This window comes from Pseudomonas urethralis (genome assembly GCF_021602465.1).
Lineage (GTDB): Bacteria > Pseudomonadota > Gammaproteobacteria > Pseudomonadales > Pseudomonadaceae > Aquipseudomonas > Aquipseudomonas vlassakiae.
Map to the genome: position 1 here is coordinate 387,524 of NZ_BQIJ01000004.1, position 16,811 is coordinate 404,334.

Consider the following 16,811-nt stretch of genomic DNA (forward strand, 5'->3'; position numbering starts at 1 on the left):
TTTCAACAGGAGTGCCATCACCATGACGACCCCACCCACGCCCTACCATCAAGCCCAGATTGACCGCAGCCTGCCCCTCTGGGCGCGCACGCTGCATCCTGAGCATACTCGCCGCATCGTGCAGGCCCTGCGCAAGGACTACCTGGATGAAAATGGCACGCCGTACAGCTGGTACGCTGCTGCCAGCAAGGACGACCAGGCGCATGTGCGGCAACTCATCGGCGATCGCGATACGCAGTTCAAGGCGTTGCACGGCGCGCTCCGGGGCTTCAAGCAGATCCATGAGTTCTGCAAGCCGTTGCTGAGCCAGCAATTGGGCCTGGATGTCGAGGTGGACCAGGCCCAATACATCCACCAGCCCTACAAGGTGTTCACTGAGCAAACAAACCCGCCCGGCCTGGAGATTTCACTGGACCAGCCCCAACCCTTCATCACCAAACCCGACGGGCCGCCGCAACCACGCTCCCTGATGGAAGCCGCGCTGCATAATTTTGCGGCGTCTGAGGAAGCAGGCCCCTACGACACCCTGACCCAAGGCCCTGGCAACAACACAATGCCCCGCGGCCTCACGCCACAGATGTTCATCGATCAATGCCGAGCGCTGGACCTGGGCCAGCGCTATCAAGATCACCTGCAAGCCATTTACAAGGGGCCCTGGCAAGCAGAGATCGAACAGCGATGGATTGAAGCAAGCCGGCAGGCGCTGAAAACCCAGGCAATGATTGCCCACCTCAAAGGCCTTTTGACGCACAAGGGGCGCGATGCGCTGACCCAGTTATGCGATAACCACCCTACACCGCACTATGCCGGCGACAGGCTTCACTGCTGGCGCCTCAGCCTGTTCGGCATCCCGCTGAATGACGTCTTGCTGATTGGCCCGGATCGTACCGACCAGGCCAACCCTTGCATGCTCTACATTCCCCAGGATCAGGAGCAACCTCTCAGGGAATTCCCCTCGTTGCAGAAGGCTGGCGCGCATTTACGGCAACGCTTGCTGCAAACCACGTTCCGCCACCAACTGATCGCATCCGCTGACCAGGACAATCAAGCCAAACTCACCGAAAAGATGGAAACCGCCCTCTTCGAAGGCCCCCCTTCCGAGCGCAAGCCCGCTGTGAATCCCCACGTGCCGTTCGACTCCGCCAGGCTGGCCTTGCCCATCTGGCCGGTGCTGTACCGCAACCACACGCGACGCCTGATGGCTGATGCGCGAGCGATTGCGGTGCCCACTGCCGAGGCCGACGCCAAGGCACGCAAGGCACGGCTTGCACAGTGGTTTGATGTCGGCATGACCGTGCTCAATGTGGCTGCGTTCTTCGTGCCAGGCCTGGATGTCGTCATGCTCGGCGTGTTCGCCTACGACATCATGGACTCGGTGTTCACCGGCTTTGAGGCCTGGGAGAACGGCGATACCCATGAGGCATTGTTGCAACTGGAATCGCTGGCCATCAACGCAGCCACGATCGGGGGCTTTGCAGTCGGTACAAAACTGCTCAAGGCGTCGGGGTTTGTCGATGCACTGAAAAGCGTCTGGAAAGATGGCCGTCAAAGCCTTTGGCAGCCTGACATGCGCCCTTATGCCAGCAGCGAACTGCTGCCTGCAGACGCACAGCCCAACGACCTGGGGCTCTACGTCATCGGTGGCAAAGACCATGTACTGCTTGAGGGGCAGCTGTACGAAGTGTTCAAAGGCACCGACGGTAAATGGCGTGTCCGCCATCCTCAAAACCCCGATGCCTATAGCCCGGCATTGCGCTATCTGGGTGACAAACGTTGGCAGCTGGATCATGACGACCCGCTCGAATGGGACGACAGCAAGCTGTTGAACGGGCTTGGCCAGTTCAGCGACGGCCTTGAACCCGCGGAACAACTCACGGCCCTGCGCATTGCCGGTGGCGATGCAGACAGCCTGCGCCACAGCCAGATCAATGGCGCTCGCCCGCCAGCGTTGCTGGCCGATACCTTGCTGCGCCTGCGTCTGGATAACGAAACTCAGAGCATCATCACCCGGGTGCGCCACGGCCTGCCACTGGCGGCCTACAAGAATTTCGCGCTGCCGGAACTGACCAGCATGCCGGGGTGGCCAGCGCATTACCGATTGAAAGTGTTCACGGGGCCTGAAAAGTGGGGGGATGCCATCTACTTCGGTGCTGATGACGCACCCGAGGCGTTATCCATCGAGATCGGCCGGGAAGACCTCGACTCAGGCAACCTGAGCACCGTCGTCGTCGAGCAGATGGACGAGCAAGCCTTGCAACAATTGCTGCCAGGCAGTGCCCCGGAACAACGCGCACGCGCCCTGGACGAGCAATTGGCGAAGCGTTTGACGGAGCGCCGCAGCGACGTCTTCGACAGCATGCTCAAGAGCCAACAAACGCCTCCCGGCGCCGCGGAACAGACGCTCGGCCGGCAGTTTCCCGGCTTGCCCGACAGCGCATTGAAAGAGCTGGTTGCCCATGCCGGCAGCAGCGAACGGCAACGCATGGCGAGTGGCCGCGTGCCCTTGCGCGTGGCAGAAGAAGCCCGCCACCTGCAAGCCCGCGCCCGCCTTGACCGCGCCTTGCTGGGCCTGTACCGGCCCAGCCTGGCCAATGCGGACAGCCAGCTGCTGCGCCACGCCCTGCAAACTGCCCACCCGCAAGCGAGCGAAGCCCAGGTGCTGGATATCGCGCTTGCCGACCGCCCAGGCTGTGCCAAGCTGCTTGGCCAACAACCGATCAAGCCCGGTTTTCGCACACCGATGCGCCTGGCCCATGGTCGCATCGGCTACCCGCTCAGCGGTCGCGGCGCGGCCAGCCGTGGTGCGGGCGTTGCTGCTCGGCGGCTGCGCTCACTCTTCCCGACATTGGACAGTGACGAGATTGCGGCCTTGCAGGCCGAGTTGAGCGGGACCGGCGACCTCGGCTCCGCGATCAAGGAATTGCAGAAAGAGCTGCACAACCTCGAACATGACCTGAACGAATGGATCGGGAGTGCGCAAGGCCTGGACGATCGTCTCGATCGACAGCAATGTGCCGAGCAACTGAAAAGAGCCTGGCGTCGGGAAGGTGGCAGCAATCAGCAGACGCTCGTGCTGGCACGCATGCGCTTACCCGATCTACCCGCAATCAGCGCCCGCATGCCCCACATCCGGGAACTGAAACTGACCGAACTGGAACTGCACGATCTGAATGAACAGTTCCTGTCCTGCTTCCCCAACCTGCAGGTACTGGAAGTGACCGGCAACCCGCAGATCAATGCAGAGGCGCTGTACCTGGCTCTTCGATCAGTGCCCAGGTTGCGCACGCTGGACCTGACCAGCAATGCCCTGCAAGTCCTTTCACCCACGGCACAGCAGGTGCTGTCCGCGATGCCCGACCTGCGCCAGTTGAACCTGCGCCGTAACCGGCTGACGCTTGATGAAGGCACACTGGCATTCCTCTGCAAGCTGCCTCTGGATGTCCTGAGGCTGGGCAGCAACCGCATCACACTCGATGAAGGCCTCGCTGCAAGGTTCCAGGATATGGTCCACCCGCAACAGCTGGACCTGGACTTCAACCCTTTGCAACATGCACCCGACGTCAGTTTCATGGCTCGACTCCGCCATCTGGACTTGAACAACAGCGAGTTGCTGGCATGGCCCAACGGCCTCACCACCTTGATGAGCCAACCACAGTATCAGCTGCGTTATCTGGATCTGTCGTTCAACCGCATCCACCATATCCAGGACCTCACCACCCTACTCCGCACCCCGTATGCACGCGATGTCGCCGCCCGGTTGCCTGAACGCAACTGGATGTTCAACTACAACAATATCGAGGCGGAATCATCAAGGCGTTTGCGTGCCAGCGGTGTAAATGCCTTCGAGCACCCGCCCGAGAGGCCTGAGTGGCAGGGGTTCTGGCGCGACCAGGCATCCATGCGACAGGATCAGCTATGGGCCGACCTGTTCGACCAGAATGAAAACGGTGACCTGCAGGGCGTGATCGAACGCATGACTGACTCGAAGGAGGCACAAAGCGATCCCCAGGGCCTGCGCACGCGAGTATGGTCATTGCTGGAGCAAGCCAGCGAAGACACAGCGCTGCGAGAGCGCCTGACGGAAGTGGCGAAACTCTACCCTCCCACCTGTGGGGATGCTGGCGCCGAGGCCTTCAGCGCTTTGGAGGTCGAATTGCTGGCCAATCGGGCAGCTGCCCAGGCACAGGGCAGCGCCAAACCGCTTGTAGACTTGTATCGCCAGTTGTATCGCCGGGAAATGGTCAACCAACTGGCTGATCGCATCAGCCTCAAGCGCAATCTGCGCAAACAGGCGCTGCAGGAAAATGTCATGGACGATGAGCTGCCAGCCTACGATGTGTTGGATTACCCTGCAGCCTTTCCCGACGTGGACCTGGAAACCGGCCTGGTCGACGACATAGAAGTCCGCCTGGCCCTGCGTCAGTCCTTGGCCGAGCATCTCGATTTTCCCGAGCCCAGCAGCGGCATGCTCTTTCGAAGTACTGCACGGATCAACCAGACGATAATCGACAACGTAGGCGCTGCCGTGCTGAAGCTCGATGCCGATACTCATGCCCGGCAACAATGGATGGCCGGGCAACCGGTCTGGGTTGACTATCTGAAAGCCAGATATGCCAGCCAGTTCGAAGCCATAACCGATTTCTGGCGGCCCGGCGTCGACTATCTGTTTCATTGCCTGGATGAACAATACGAACCGGTTCCCCGGCTTGACAGCGGCATAACCCAGGTGCTGAGAGAAGCCATGCCGGACTCGCCTTTGGACGAACGCGGCACGCTACGCCGCGTGCCGCTAGAGCAGAAGGCTTTCAAGGATGCCATGGACGCGTTGACGCGCGAACAGAAAAAGGTTGAGGACGGTCTCTTGCTGAGCCTTACCCGGCAGGTGGAAACCCTGGACGGGTGATCACTGGCCGCGCAGGTCTTCGAAGAAGGCCTGCCGGCCATCCACCTGGCTCGATGCGCGCGGCATCGAGCCAGCCTCGCCGTTGGCAGCCTCAACGTGCCAATAACAGTGTCGCACCGCGCGGGTCACAGCCACATAGGCCAGGCGCTGCACCTCTTCCTTCTGCGCCGTGTCGAATGGCTGCGCATCACCCGCTTTGCCCAGGCCAGCCTGGCGGTACACTTGGTTCTTGTACGGCGAGCTGGTCAGGTAGTGGCAATCGCCGAGCATGAACACCGCATCGGCCTGCAGGCCTTTGGCGCTGTGGTAGGTCAGCTGACGCAGGCGCCGTTGCTCGGCCGGCAGCTGGGCTTCAGCCTGCAGGACGCTTTGCAGGTGCTCACTCATCAGCGCTTTGTCGCTGCCCTTGCGGTACAGCATCATCACCGACTCGCCGCGCTGGTAATGCTCGATCAGCGTCTCACCCAGCGCCGCCTCATCACGGTCGAAGACCCGCACCGGGGCACCCGGCAGCTCGGCCGCCGGCCCACTGGCGCGGGCCTTCTTGCCAGCAATCGCCGGCGTACCCCTGACCAGATGCTCAGCGGCATCAATCACCTGCTGCTGGCAGCGGTAGTTGTCGACCAGCATCACCCGGGTGTTGGCGGGCGACGGGAAGGCCTTGGTGAACTCCATGAAGTACTTTGGTGAACTGCCACGCCAGCCGTAGATCGACTGCCAGTCATCCCCCACGCACATCAGCGAGGCATGCTGAGCATTACGCCCGGTGTGCATGGCTGGGCCGCGACGGCGGATTTCCGCGAGACTGGCGCGCAGCCAGCTGACGATCTGCGGCGAAACGTCCTGGAACTCGTCGATCATCAGGTGCGCCAGTGGCCGCAGTAGCGGGTCGGGCAGCAACTGCAGGTTCTCCGGGTTGTTCTCGCCGAACAGGGCGAACATGCGGTTGTAGCTCATCACCGGTGGCGACTGGTCGAGCAAGTGCGCTTCCAGGGCTTTCCAGTACAGCGCCAACGCCTCGAAGAACAGCGCGTCGGTATCGCCGGGCGGGAAGCTCATGGCTGCAACGGCCGGGTTCACCTCAAGGCCAAGGTTCTCGATGAAGTTGGCGGCACCGACAAAGGCGTCGAGCAACGGTGCCGGGGCCAGCTCGCCCTTGATCTTGTACTCGAATCCCGGCCCGGCCACGGCATCACCAGCCAGCGATGCGGCCAGGCGCCGGGCCATGGCGTAGTTGTCCAGCCAGATCAGCGGCTTGTCGCAGAACGCCTGCAGCAGGGTGCGCTTGACCGCCCACTCGGCACGTACCGCCAGCTTGGCGCCGGGGCGTTGGTACTGGGCACTTTCCGCGGGGTCGAAGCCCAGCACCACCCAGGCATCGAGGCCTTCCAGGCGGCCATGCACATGGAAGCGGCTGCCACGGATCTCGACCGTTTCGCGGCACGGCTCGATCCCCTTGATCGGCCAGGCGCCAGCAGCGAACCACAGGTCTTCGATCACGTCGCACAGTTCTTCGTCACGCTGGGCGGCCAGCTGGGTAACCTGCACCCGCTTTTGCACGTCCGGGTGGTCCGGGTCCAGCGGCTTGAGTTGGAGGGCCTCGCGGCGCAAGGTGGCGACAATTTCGGCGAAGCGCGGGCTTTCACCCAGCAACTGGCTATAGCACTGGTTCAACTGTTGCCGCTGGGCATCGTTCAGGCGCAGGTCGAACGGGTTGCTGTCGGCCTCTGCTTCGCGGCCGGCCGGCATCTCGTTGCCCAGGGTCTCGAACGCGCGCACCTGGCCGAAACCCGGCAAGCTGCGCACCAGTGGCAGGATCCGAGAATGGAACGTGCGCACCAGCTCGCGCGCCTTGGCCGGTTGCAGGTCAAGCTGCCACAGGGCGAACACCTGCACCAGGCGCTTGATGAAGTCCTTGCGCGACTCGCGGGTGAAGGTGACCACGGTCATCGCGTCCAGCTCGTAGCCCAGGTAGTGACGCAACAGCAGAATGCGCAGCACCAGCGAGGTCGACTTGCCTGCCCCGGCGCCGGCCACCACACAGGTGGACGGTGTGTCGCTGAAGATCAGCTTCCACTGCGCAACACTGGGTTGGGCCTCGGCGGGCAGGCGCTGGGCAACGTCGGCCTTGAAGCGCTTTTTCAGCTCGGCGCTCAAAGGCAGACGCCAATCGTCGAACAGATTGTCGTCCTGCCCAGGCACGGCGGCGGTATCCGGGCGGGCGTCGCGGATCACCAGCACCTGGCGCCCGGCCTCGAAGCCTTCCGCTCGCCCGCGCTCGAACCCTTCGCGCAGGCCATCGGCATGGCCGCTGCGCTGGCCGGTGGCGTGGCCCAGGAACCAGGAGTCGCGATGTTGGGCCTGCAGGCAGGTCAAGCCCCGGCCCAGCAGGCGGGCCGCCAGGCGGCGCAACCAGGGTAATTGGGCGGGCGGGGTCAGTTCGGCGGGGGCCTGGGTTTGCTCGTGGGCCACGGTCACTCCGTTGAAAATCAAATCAGCAGGCCATGTTCGCCGCATCTGCCGAAAATCGCCAGCGAATGCTTGCAGATCAGTGTATTAGGCGATGAATCGCATAATCCACATCGTCATAATCAATCTAATAAAATGATTGTTATCAGCCGATATTTACGCTTATTTTCGATGTTTATTTGGCGCATCATGGTTTCATTCCACTGACTCAAGGAGCACGACCATGCTGCAACTGCGACCGTTCGAAGGCCTCGGCCACGCCAACCACGGCTGGCTCGACGCTCACCACCACTTCTCGTTCGCCGAATACTATGACCCGGCGCGCATGCACTGGGGCAACCTGCGGGTGTGGAACGATGACCTGATCGCCGCCGGCAGCGGCTTCCCACCACACCCGCACCGCGACATGGAAATCATCACCTACGTGCGTGAAGGCGCCATTACCCACCAGGACAGCCTCGGCAACAAAGGCCGCACCGAAGCTGGCGACGTGCAGGTGATGAGTGCGGGTAGCGGCATCGTGCACAGCGAGTACAACCTCGAAGAGGTCGACACCCGCATCTTCCAGATCTGGATCGTGCCGGAGAAAGTTGGCGATGCACCGTCGTGGGGGACCCGCCCGTTCCCTAAAGGTGAGCGCGGCGAAGGCTTCGTGACCCTGGCCAGCGGCCGAGCCGGTGATGAAGACAGCCTGCAGATCCGCACCGACGCACGGCTGGTGGCTGCGACATTGCGGGCTGGCGAAACCGCCGAATACCGCTTCGATGCCGGGCGCCGGGGTTACCTGGTGCCGGCCAAGGGGCTGGTGGAAGTCAATGGACTGCGTGCCAAGGGCCGGGATGGCGTGGCGATCGAGCAGGAAGACCTGTTGCGAGTGACCGCGATCGAGGACAGCGAGATCGTCCTGGTCGATGTTGCTTGAGTGTGTGGGGCCGCGCCGCGGCCCCACTCAGGTCAATCAGGCAATCGCCGCATCCACCAGCACCTGCGCCTCTTCCACCAGGCGCTTGAGGTGCGCCTCGTCGACAAAGCTCTCGGCGTAGATCTTGTAGATGTCTTCCGTGCCCGAAGGCCGCGCAGCAAACCAGCCATTGGCGGTCATCACCTTCAGGCCACCAATCGCCTGGCCATTGCCCGGCGCCTGGCTGAGGATCTGCACGATCGGCTCTCCCGCCAGTTCGGTCGACTGTACCTGCTGCGGTGCCAGTTTGCTCAGGGCGGCCTTCTGCCGGGCATCGGCCTTGGCCTCGACGCGGGTGGCGTATGGCTTGCCCAGCGCCGCGGTCAAGTCGTTGTAGGCCTGGCTCGGGTTACGACCAGTGCGGGCGGTCATCTCGGCCGCCAGCAGCGCCGGGATCAGGCCGTCCTTGTCAGTTGCCCAGACCGTGCCGTCCTTGCGCAGGAACGAGGCACCGGCACTCTCCTCACCACCAAAGCCGAGCGAGCCGTCGAACAGGCCCTGGGCGAAGAACTTGAAGCCCACCGGCACTTCATACAGCTCACGGCCCAGGCGCTCGGTGACGCGGTCGATCAGGCCGCTGGACACCACGGTCTTGCCCACCGCTGCGTCGCTGCGCCATTGCGGGCGGTTGCGGTACAGGTAGTCGATGGCCACGGCCAGGTAGTTGTTAGGCTGCAACAGGCCATCGGCGGTGACGATGCCGTGGCGGTCATGGTCCGGGTCACAGGCGAAAGCCACGTCGAAGCGATCACGCAGACTAATCAGGCCCTGCATGGCGTAAGGCGAGGACGGATCCATGCGGATCTGCCCGTCCCAGTCGACGCTCATGAAGCGGAAGGTCGGGTCGACTTCGGTGTTCACCACTTCCAGGTTCAGCTGGTAGCGCTCGGCGATCGCCGACCAGTAGCGCACCCCTGCCCCACCCAGCGGATCGACGCCCAGGCGCAGGTTGGCGCCACGAATGACGTCGAAATCGATGACGTTTTCCAGGTCGGCCACATAGTTGGCCACGTAGTCATGGCGCTGGGTGGTGGCAGCCTGCAGCGCCTGGGCATAGGCCATGCGCTTGACCCCGGCAAGGTTCGCAGCCAGCAGTTCGTTGGCCCTGGCCTCGATCCACTTGGTCACGTCGCTGTCGGCCGGGCCGCCGTTGGGCGGGTTGTACTTGAAGCCGCCACTCTGTGGCGGGTTGTGCGACGGGGTGATGACGATGCCATCGGCCAGGCCCTGGCTGCGGCCCCGGTTGTAGCAGAGGATGGCATGGGACACCGCAGGTGTCGGGGTGTATTCGTCATCCTTGGACAGCATCACCTGCACGCCATTGGCAGCCAGTACTTCCAGTGCACTGGCTGCGGCTGGCGCGGACAACGCGTGGGTGTCGGCGCCGATGAACAGCGGGCCGTCGATGCCCTTTTCCTGGCGGTACAGGCAGATGGCCTGGGTGATCGCCAGCACGTGGTGCTCGTTGAAACTCAGGTCGAACGAGCTGCCCCGGTGCCCCGAAGTGCCGAAGGCCACGCGCTGGGCCGCCACGGCGGCGTCGGGGCGGCCGGTGTAATAGGCGGTGAGCAGGCGGGGAATATCGACCAGCACGCTGGCCGGAGCCGGCTTGCCTGCCAAAGGACTGAGCGTCATGCAAAAACCTCGAGTTCAACGGATGTTGGTGTTGGAACACGCAGTGTACTGGGAGTTGCAGTGCCGTGCGATGGGGCCACCCGGGATTATTTAACGGCCACCTGCCACCATGCCGGAAACATCTGCTGCACCCGGGACTCGGCGAAACGTTCGTCGATCAGCACCAGCACACCGCGGTCCTGATCGCCACGAATGACCCGCCCGGCCGCCTGGATGACCTTGCGCACGCCGGGGTAAAGGTAGGCATAGTCGAAACCGGCGCCAAACTGCCGCTGCAGACGTTGCCTGAACTGTTCGTTGACCGGGTTGACCTGAGGCAGGCCAAGCGTGGCGACGAAGGCGCCGATCAGGCGCGTGCCAGGCAAGTCGACACCCTCGCCGAACGCGCCACCGAGCACGGCAAAGCCTACGCCCTGCCCGTGCGCGACGAAACGATCGAGAAAGCCCTGGCGCGCGCCTTCATCCATGCCCGGCGCCTGCGCCCAGAGCGGGATGCCCGGATGGCGCTCGGCGACCCGCTGGGCTACCTGCTGCAGGTATTCGAAACTGCTGAAGAACGCCAGGTAGTTACCTGGCTGGCGCTGATACTGCTCGGCAATCAGCTCGGTGATCGGCGCCAGTGAGGCCTGGCGTTCGCGATAGCGAGTCGAGACCTGGCTGGCGATGCGCACTTCGAGCTGCTCGGCACGGAACGGCGCTGCCACATCCAGCCAGGCGGAGTCCGCAGGCATGCCGAGCAGGTCGGCGTAGAATGGCCTCGGGCTCAAGGTGGCGGAAAACAGCGCCACACTGCGCGCGGCCTGCATGCGCGGCGCAAGCAACCGGGCCGGGGTGACGTTACGCAGGCACAGGCTGGCCAGGCGCCGTTTGCGCGAGCCCTCGCGCAGGCTGACGTCGAACAGGAAATCCTCGCCGAACAGTTCCGCCACCCGGCTGAACTGCAGCGCCTGGTAGAAAAACTGCAGCACCTGGGCATCGACTTCGGCCGGCTTTTCATTCATGCGCTCCTGGATCAACCCGATGCAGTGCTGCAGGGCACGCAGAAAGCTCTCCGGCAACTGGTCGCTGGCCTGGTAAGGCGCGCGCTGCTCCTTGTACAGCGCGTTCCACTGCCGGTTCAGCCGGTCCAGGGCACTGCCGAGCCCTTGCGGCTTGCTTTGGCGCAAGGCGAGCACCTGGCCCTGGTCAAGGCTGGCGCTGTACATGCTGCGGCCGCGCTCCACCAGGTTGTGCGCCTCGTCCACCAGCACCGCAACCCGCCACTGGTTGAGCTGGGTCAGGCTGAACAGCAACGCGTGGGCATCGAAATAGTAGTTGTAGTCGGCCACCAGTACGTCCACCCAACGGGCCATTTCCTGGCCGAGGTAGTACGGGCACACCTGATGCGCCAATGCCACTTCGCGCAAGCCGGCGCGGTCGAGCATGGGCCGCAAGGCCGCCGCCGCGCGTGCGGCCGGGAGGCGGTCGTAGAAGCCTTGGGCCAACGGGCAGGACTCGCCATGGCAGGCTTTGTCCGGGTATTCGCAGGCCTTGTCCCGGGCGATCAGCTCGAGGGTGCGCAAGGCCGGCTGCGGCGAACCTGCGCTGATCTGGCGCAGGGCGTCAAGCGCCAGCGCCCGCCCGGGGGTCTTTGCAGTGAGGAAGAACACCTTGTCCAGCTTCTGCGGGACCATCGCCTTGAGTAGCGGGAACACGGTACCGAGGGTCTTGCCGATGCCGGTACTGGCCTGCGCCATCAGGCAGCGGCCAGTGCTGACCGCCTTGTACACGGTTTCGGCCAGTTGCCGCTGGCCCTGGCGAAACTGCGGGTAAGGAAAGCCCAACCCCAGCAAACCCTGGTCCCGCTCGGCAAGTCGCTGCTGTTGGGCCTGGGCCCAGCCGAGAAACCGTTGGCACTGGGTGTCGAAGAAGCGCTGCAGTTCATCGGCGCGACAGGACTCGCTGATCAGCGTCTGGCTGTCGCTGTCGACCTCCAGGTAGACCAGCGCCACCTCGATGGCCGGCAACTGTCGGGCCTGGCACAGTAGCCAGGCATAGACCTTGGCCTGGGCCCAGTGCAGCTGCCGGTGATTGGCGGGCTGGCGGGCCAGGTCGCCGCGGTAGGTCTTGATTTCTTCCAGGCGATTGGCGGCCGGGTCGTAGCCATCGGCACGCCCGCGTACCAGCAGGCCCTGGTACTCACCCTCAAGAGCAATTTCCGCCTCATAGCCTGCTGCGCGCCGGGCGACCACCCGGCGATGCCCTTCGATACCTTCCTGGGCCGTGGGGGACGGGGTAAAGCGCAGGTCCAGGTCACCGACCTTGGCGCTGAACTCGCACAATGCCCGCACTGCCACGCGGTAGCTCATGGTGCCTCGCTCCAACGCACATGGCAGACCGCAACCGGCAAACCCTGTTCGGCGCAGAACGCCAGCCAGCGCAGCTGATTGTCTTGCAGGCGATCACCCGGGCCCTTGACCTCGACCATCCGATAGCGCTGCTGCTCCGGCCAGAACTGGATCAGGTCAGGCATGCCGGCGCGGTTGTTGCGTATATCCTGCAACAGGCGCAGGAAACACTGCTTCAAGTGCGCGGCGGGCAGACACGTCAATGCTTCATCAAGCAGCACTTCGTTGAGCATGGGCCAGAACACGAACGGCGATTGCAGGCCTTGCTTGGCCGCGTAGCAGTCGAGAATGGCCTGGCGATGGGAGCCATCGTCCAGGCGCCCCAGGCAGGCCAGGAACTGTGCCGCGCGCCGGTGCTGGAAGTCGCTGTCATGCAAGTCCTGGGGCGCTGCCTGGAACGGGTTGAAGAAGGCTCCTGGAACCGGAGCGAAGATCGCCTCCCAGCACAACAAGCCGAACAGGCTGTTGAACAACGTGTTTTCCACGTAATGCACCTGCCCCCCCGCTTGCGCCAGGTGTTGCCGCACGGCCTCCTCGACACCCAGCCCTGCCTGCTCGCGTGGCAGCTCCAGTTCGATCAGTTCCAGGGGTGCTGCACGCCGGCGGCGCTGCGCCGGCCCGCCGAGCTTGCGTGCCAGCCGCGGCAACATGCGCTCCAGCGCTTGCACTTCCAGGGCATTGGCCGGTGCAGCCGCCAGCTCACGTGCACAGGCGTAAGCCTGCTCCCAACGCTCGCTGCGCTCGAACACGCGAACCTGGCGGATACGCGCTTGCGCATGGTTGCTGCGGGCATACACCGCCAGGGCCTGGTCCCAGTCACCCAGGCGCTCGCACTGGTGACCCAGGGCAAACAGCAGCCGGCCATGGCGCCGCGCCAGCCACGGGTTGTCGAAGCGCAGGTCGGCCAGTGACGCGAGGATCGACGCAGGGTCTTCCCCCTGCTCCAGACGCTCGCCACACTGGTGCAGCGCCATTGCCTGATCGACCTCGCTGCGCTGCTGCAGAGCGCGTGAGTCAGGGCTGAACGCGACCTGCTCGAAACGCAGCACGCCCAGGTCGGCCAGCACAAATTCCGACCAGTCTTGATACAGGTTGCCGAAAAACAGCAGCCGCATGCGATCGCACAGTGGCTGCAGGCACCATTGCACGATAACCACCGGGGCCTGGGCAAACCACTCGCGCAACGGCCTGGGGACCAGCGACAGTGGCCGCAGTTGTTCGAGCAGGTCACTTTTGGCCGCCCGCGGGCGGCTTAACAGCCCAGCGAAACCTGCGGCGAGTTCATCCTTGCGCAACAGCGCGAACAGTTGCTCAAGGCTCAGGACCTCGGGCTCGCGCACCCAACCCAATGCCAACAGCGGTTGCAAGGCAGCCATGCTGTCGCCGATTTCGGCATAGTCCAGGCGGTCACAGCGAAACAGCTCGCCCTTGCGCATCACCATGCGCACCATCAGCGCCTGGGCCGGCTGCGCCAGTTTGGCAAAGGCATGGAGAAAGGCCCGCTCCTGCTCATCGAGCAGGTCGGCGTAACGTGAGTCGACCCACTGCAGTACCTGGCGGAAGTTGTGCAGGTAATACAGCGGGTCAGCGACAGGGTGAGCGATCACAAGACGGGGTCAGGCAGCCAGAGTGAACACTGTTTATACATACAGACCACCTGCACAGGCAAGCACCCTGGTTGATTGCGGCGCTCTACCGACGAACGGTGTCAACCGCCAAGGCCAGCCCCAGGCGTTGCAGCGCCTCGATCAGTGTACCGGGCTGCTCGCCCAACCAGGTCAGCAGCAGAAATTGCCGATAACGCCCGTGGACGCTGAATTGCTCCCCGGCCAGCACCTGTAGTACCGAGCCCGCTGTCGCCGCCACGGCTCGAGCGCCCACACTTTCCGGTGACAGGCGCACCCACAAGGCGTACCCGCCATCAGGCATGTCGAACGCCACCTGCGCCCCCAACACCGCCCTCAAATGCTGGCAAAGTTGCGCCATACGCCCCTGCAGTACCCCGCGCATCCGCCCCAGGTGCTGGTCGATTTCGCCCGAACTGATCATCTGCGCCAGCGCCTGCTGGCGCAGCGGGGCAAGCTGGAAGGCTCGCTGGGAGACCGCATCGGCCAACGCCGGGTGGCACCCCAACAGGTAGGCATAGGGTACCTCGGCCCCCAGGGTTGCCTCCAGCGAACCCAGTACCAGTAGCCGGCGCGGGTCAACCCAGTCGCGCAGCCGAGCCCCCACAGGCAAGGAAAAACACAACTCACTGTCGAGATCGTTCTCCAGCAACCAGACCGGGTGCAACGCCAGCAGCTCGGCGATCTGCTGCTGGGCGTGCTGGGGCATCAGGCGCCCGGCAGGAAAACCCAGGCACGAAGGCATGATCATCATGCGCACCGGCTCACAGCCCAGCAGCGTGGACAGGCTGCCGATATCCGGACTGCCGCCGCTATCGAGCGGCAGTTCGAGGACCCGCATGTCACAGCGTTGCAGTACCCGCAGGATCCGCCAACAGCAGGGTGAAGCGACCACCACGGCACAGCCACGCAGCCCCAACGCCAGCAGCAGCGTTTCCAGCAATGCCTGCACATCCGGGCCCAGGTGCACATCCTCAGGCCGCCAGCACTGACGCGAAGCGCGCGTATAGCGTTCGGCCAGGGCATCACGCAGGCGTGGCCCGCCCAGGCCCCGCGCGGGTTGCGTACGCACCCGCCCCAGGCGCCGCTCATGGGCGAACAGTGCGCGCAGCAGCGGCTGCGCGGGCAGCGCCTGGGCCACGTCGGCCCGGCCGGCTTGCAGGCCAACCTGGGCGAAATAGCCGGATTTGGGCACCGAATGTACCCGCCCTTCATGCTCGAGCAGGCTGTAGGCCGCTTGCACCGTGGCCAACGAAACCCCCAGGCGTCTGGACAAGGCCCTCAGCGAAGGCAAGCGCGGCGGCCCTCCCCGCTCGGCTTCGTCGATCAAGGCGACCAGATAGCGGTACACCACCTGATAGGCGAATTCACGGCCCATCAGGATGAGGCCTTGAACGGCGCAGGACGGCCCAACAACCGCAACTGCACATCGCGCCTTGCCAGGTTGGCGAGCAAACGCCGTACTCCCGTGCCCAACCGCCCCTTGTAGACCATGCGCAACTGTGCCAACTGCAAGCCGCTGGTGTTGACGATCCAGTCCTTGACGGCATCAGGGCAGGACTTGCCCTGCAAGGCCCGATGCAGGTAGGGCAACGCGACCAGCATGTCAGCGTGACAATACTGCAGAAACCGCTCCAGACCCGCCCCCTGGTCGCAAAACGGCCGGTACAACATGCAGGCGACCTGGGTCGGCTCAAGCCCGTAGCCCTTGGCCAGGCGCCTCGGCTGCAGCGCCTGCGACCCGGCTGGGTCGCCCTGGCTGAACCGGGGCGCGTCAGGCGACTGTCCGCGAGCGCCTGTTTCTGGCAGCTGCGCCAGCGCCAGAGGGTCGACAAACGCCGCCAGCGGCTGGCCTTCCTGTATCCCCTCGAGGCCGCAACCCAGGATCACGTCCAGCTGGCCGTCGCTGAGCAACTGGGCCAATAGATCGTCGATCACGATGACCCGCATCGGCAATGCCCTTGAGCGGGTGCTATCGGACACAGCGATGGCCACACCCGGTGAATCGGCGGCGGCATGCAACTGGCCCAGCCTCCTGGCCAGGCTATCGACGCATTGATGCAGCGCGCCAAGGCGGGTGGCACCTGCCAGGCGCAGGCTGCGCCGGGCCCAGGCCGCAAAGCGCCGTCGCTGACAGGCGGGCACGGCGGTGACCAGTGCATCGGCACCCGGGTACTCGGCCAGTGCCCGGCGAACGGCATCGGCCAGTTCCAGGTGGGTGCGGCTGCCCAGCAACGCTTGCGGGCGCGCATCGACCAGGTGACCGAACAAGAGCAACGCTTCGCGTGTCAACGGCGACTGCCGGGCTGCGGCATCGGCGCGGCGACAGAACGGCACCACGTCGGCGCCCTCGACCATCTGCAACAGCACCCGTGGGTCATCATGCATGAACAAGGCGCTGAAGGTGCGCTCGTGCTGCTCCAGCACGGCGCTGCTGGCTGTCGGCAAACAGGCCACCAACACCCGTAACTTGAAGGTGACCGGTGCTCGCAAGGCAATGCTCAGCTGGGCGGCCCGCAAGATCGCCAATAGCCGGGCACTACGGCGATCCGCCCCGTGTACCACCAGCAACCTGAACGTACCGATATATTCCGGCCCGCCAGCGGCCACCAGCAGTCGCTGTATCAATAACTGCAGGGATGCGCGTTGCTCCTTCGACATATGGCTCAACAGGCGTTCCAGCACCTGTTGGTAGATAAAGTGCATAGCCTGGTCGTGCACAATGCTCACGGCGTTACCTCACAACTTCATTTCACAACAAAACGCGCTGCTCAGGATTAAGTACAGCGAATTTAATTTGAGGAAACTTCCTACAAACATCCGGGAAACTT

General features: G+C 64.0%; 8 protein-coding genes. 2 read left to right on the top strand and 6 right to left on the bottom strand.

From position 1 onward, the window contains the following. Nucleotides 1–22 precede the first annotated feature (22 nt). Nucleotides 23–4,903 (top strand): NEL-type E3 ubiquitin ligase domain-containing protein, encoded by a 4,881-nt coding sequence (locus L6D64_RS09570; protein ID WP_371870293.1) that lies wholly within the window; start codon nucleotides 23–25, stop codon nucleotides 4,901–4,903. On the opposite strand, the gene L6D64_RS09575 is transcribed toward L6D64_RS09570, so the two are convergent. Further along, a complete protein-coding gene (locus L6D64_RS09575) occupies nucleotides 4,904–7,420 on the bottom strand; it encodes a UvrD-helicase domain-containing protein (RefSeq protein ID WP_176506707.1) in 2,517 nt (838 codons plus the stop codon). 175 nt (nucleotides 7,421–7,595) lie between these two features. Here L6D64_RS09575 and L6D64_RS09580 point away from each other — a divergent pair, with 175 nt between their 5' ends. Next, nucleotides 7,596–8,294, top strand: coding sequence for a pirin family protein (locus L6D64_RS09580; protein WP_176506708.1), 699 nt, complete (start codon nucleotides 7,596–7,598; stop codon nucleotides 8,292–8,294). Nucleotides 8,295–8,330: 36 nt separating this feature from the next. Here the strand turns inward: L6D64_RS09580 and pgm are convergent, their stop codons facing one another. From pgm to L6D64_RS09605, 5 genes are all read right to left on the bottom strand, one after another. Next, nucleotides 8,331–9,968 (bottom strand): phosphoglucomutase (alpha-D-glucose-1,6-bisphosphate-dependent), encoded by a 1,638-nt coding sequence (gene pgm / locus L6D64_RS09585; RefSeq protein ID WP_176506709.1) that lies wholly within the window; start codon nucleotides 9,966–9,968, stop codon nucleotides 8,331–8,333. 86 nt (nucleotides 9,969–10,054) lie between these two features. Then, on the bottom strand, nucleotides 10,055–12,316 hold the full coding sequence (locus L6D64_RS09590) for an ATP-dependent DNA helicase (protein WP_176506710.1): 2,262 nt from the start codon (nucleotides 12,314–12,316) through the stop codon (nucleotides 10,055–10,057). Then, nucleotides 12,313–13,962 (bottom strand): VRR-NUC domain-containing protein, encoded by a 1,650-nt coding sequence (locus tag L6D64_RS09595; protein ID WP_176506711.1) that lies wholly within the window; start codon nucleotides 13,960–13,962, stop codon nucleotides 12,313–12,315. Before L6D64_RS09595 ends, L6D64_RS09590 begins: the two co-directional genes overlap by 4 nt. Nucleotides 13,963–14,047: 85 nt before the next feature. Beyond that, a complete protein-coding gene (locus L6D64_RS09600) occupies nucleotides 14,048–15,358 on the bottom strand; it encodes an aminotransferase class I/II-fold pyridoxal phosphate-dependent enzyme (RefSeq protein WP_176506712.1) in 1,311 nt (436 codons plus the stop codon). After that, entirely contained in the window at nucleotides 15,358–16,710 is a 1,353-nt protein-coding gene (locus L6D64_RS09605) for a hypothetical protein (protein WP_176506713.1), read from the bottom strand. The genes L6D64_RS09600 and L6D64_RS09605 overlap by 1 nt, the downstream gene beginning before the upstream one ends. Between the last annotated feature and the right edge of the window lie 101 nt (nucleotides 16,711–16,811).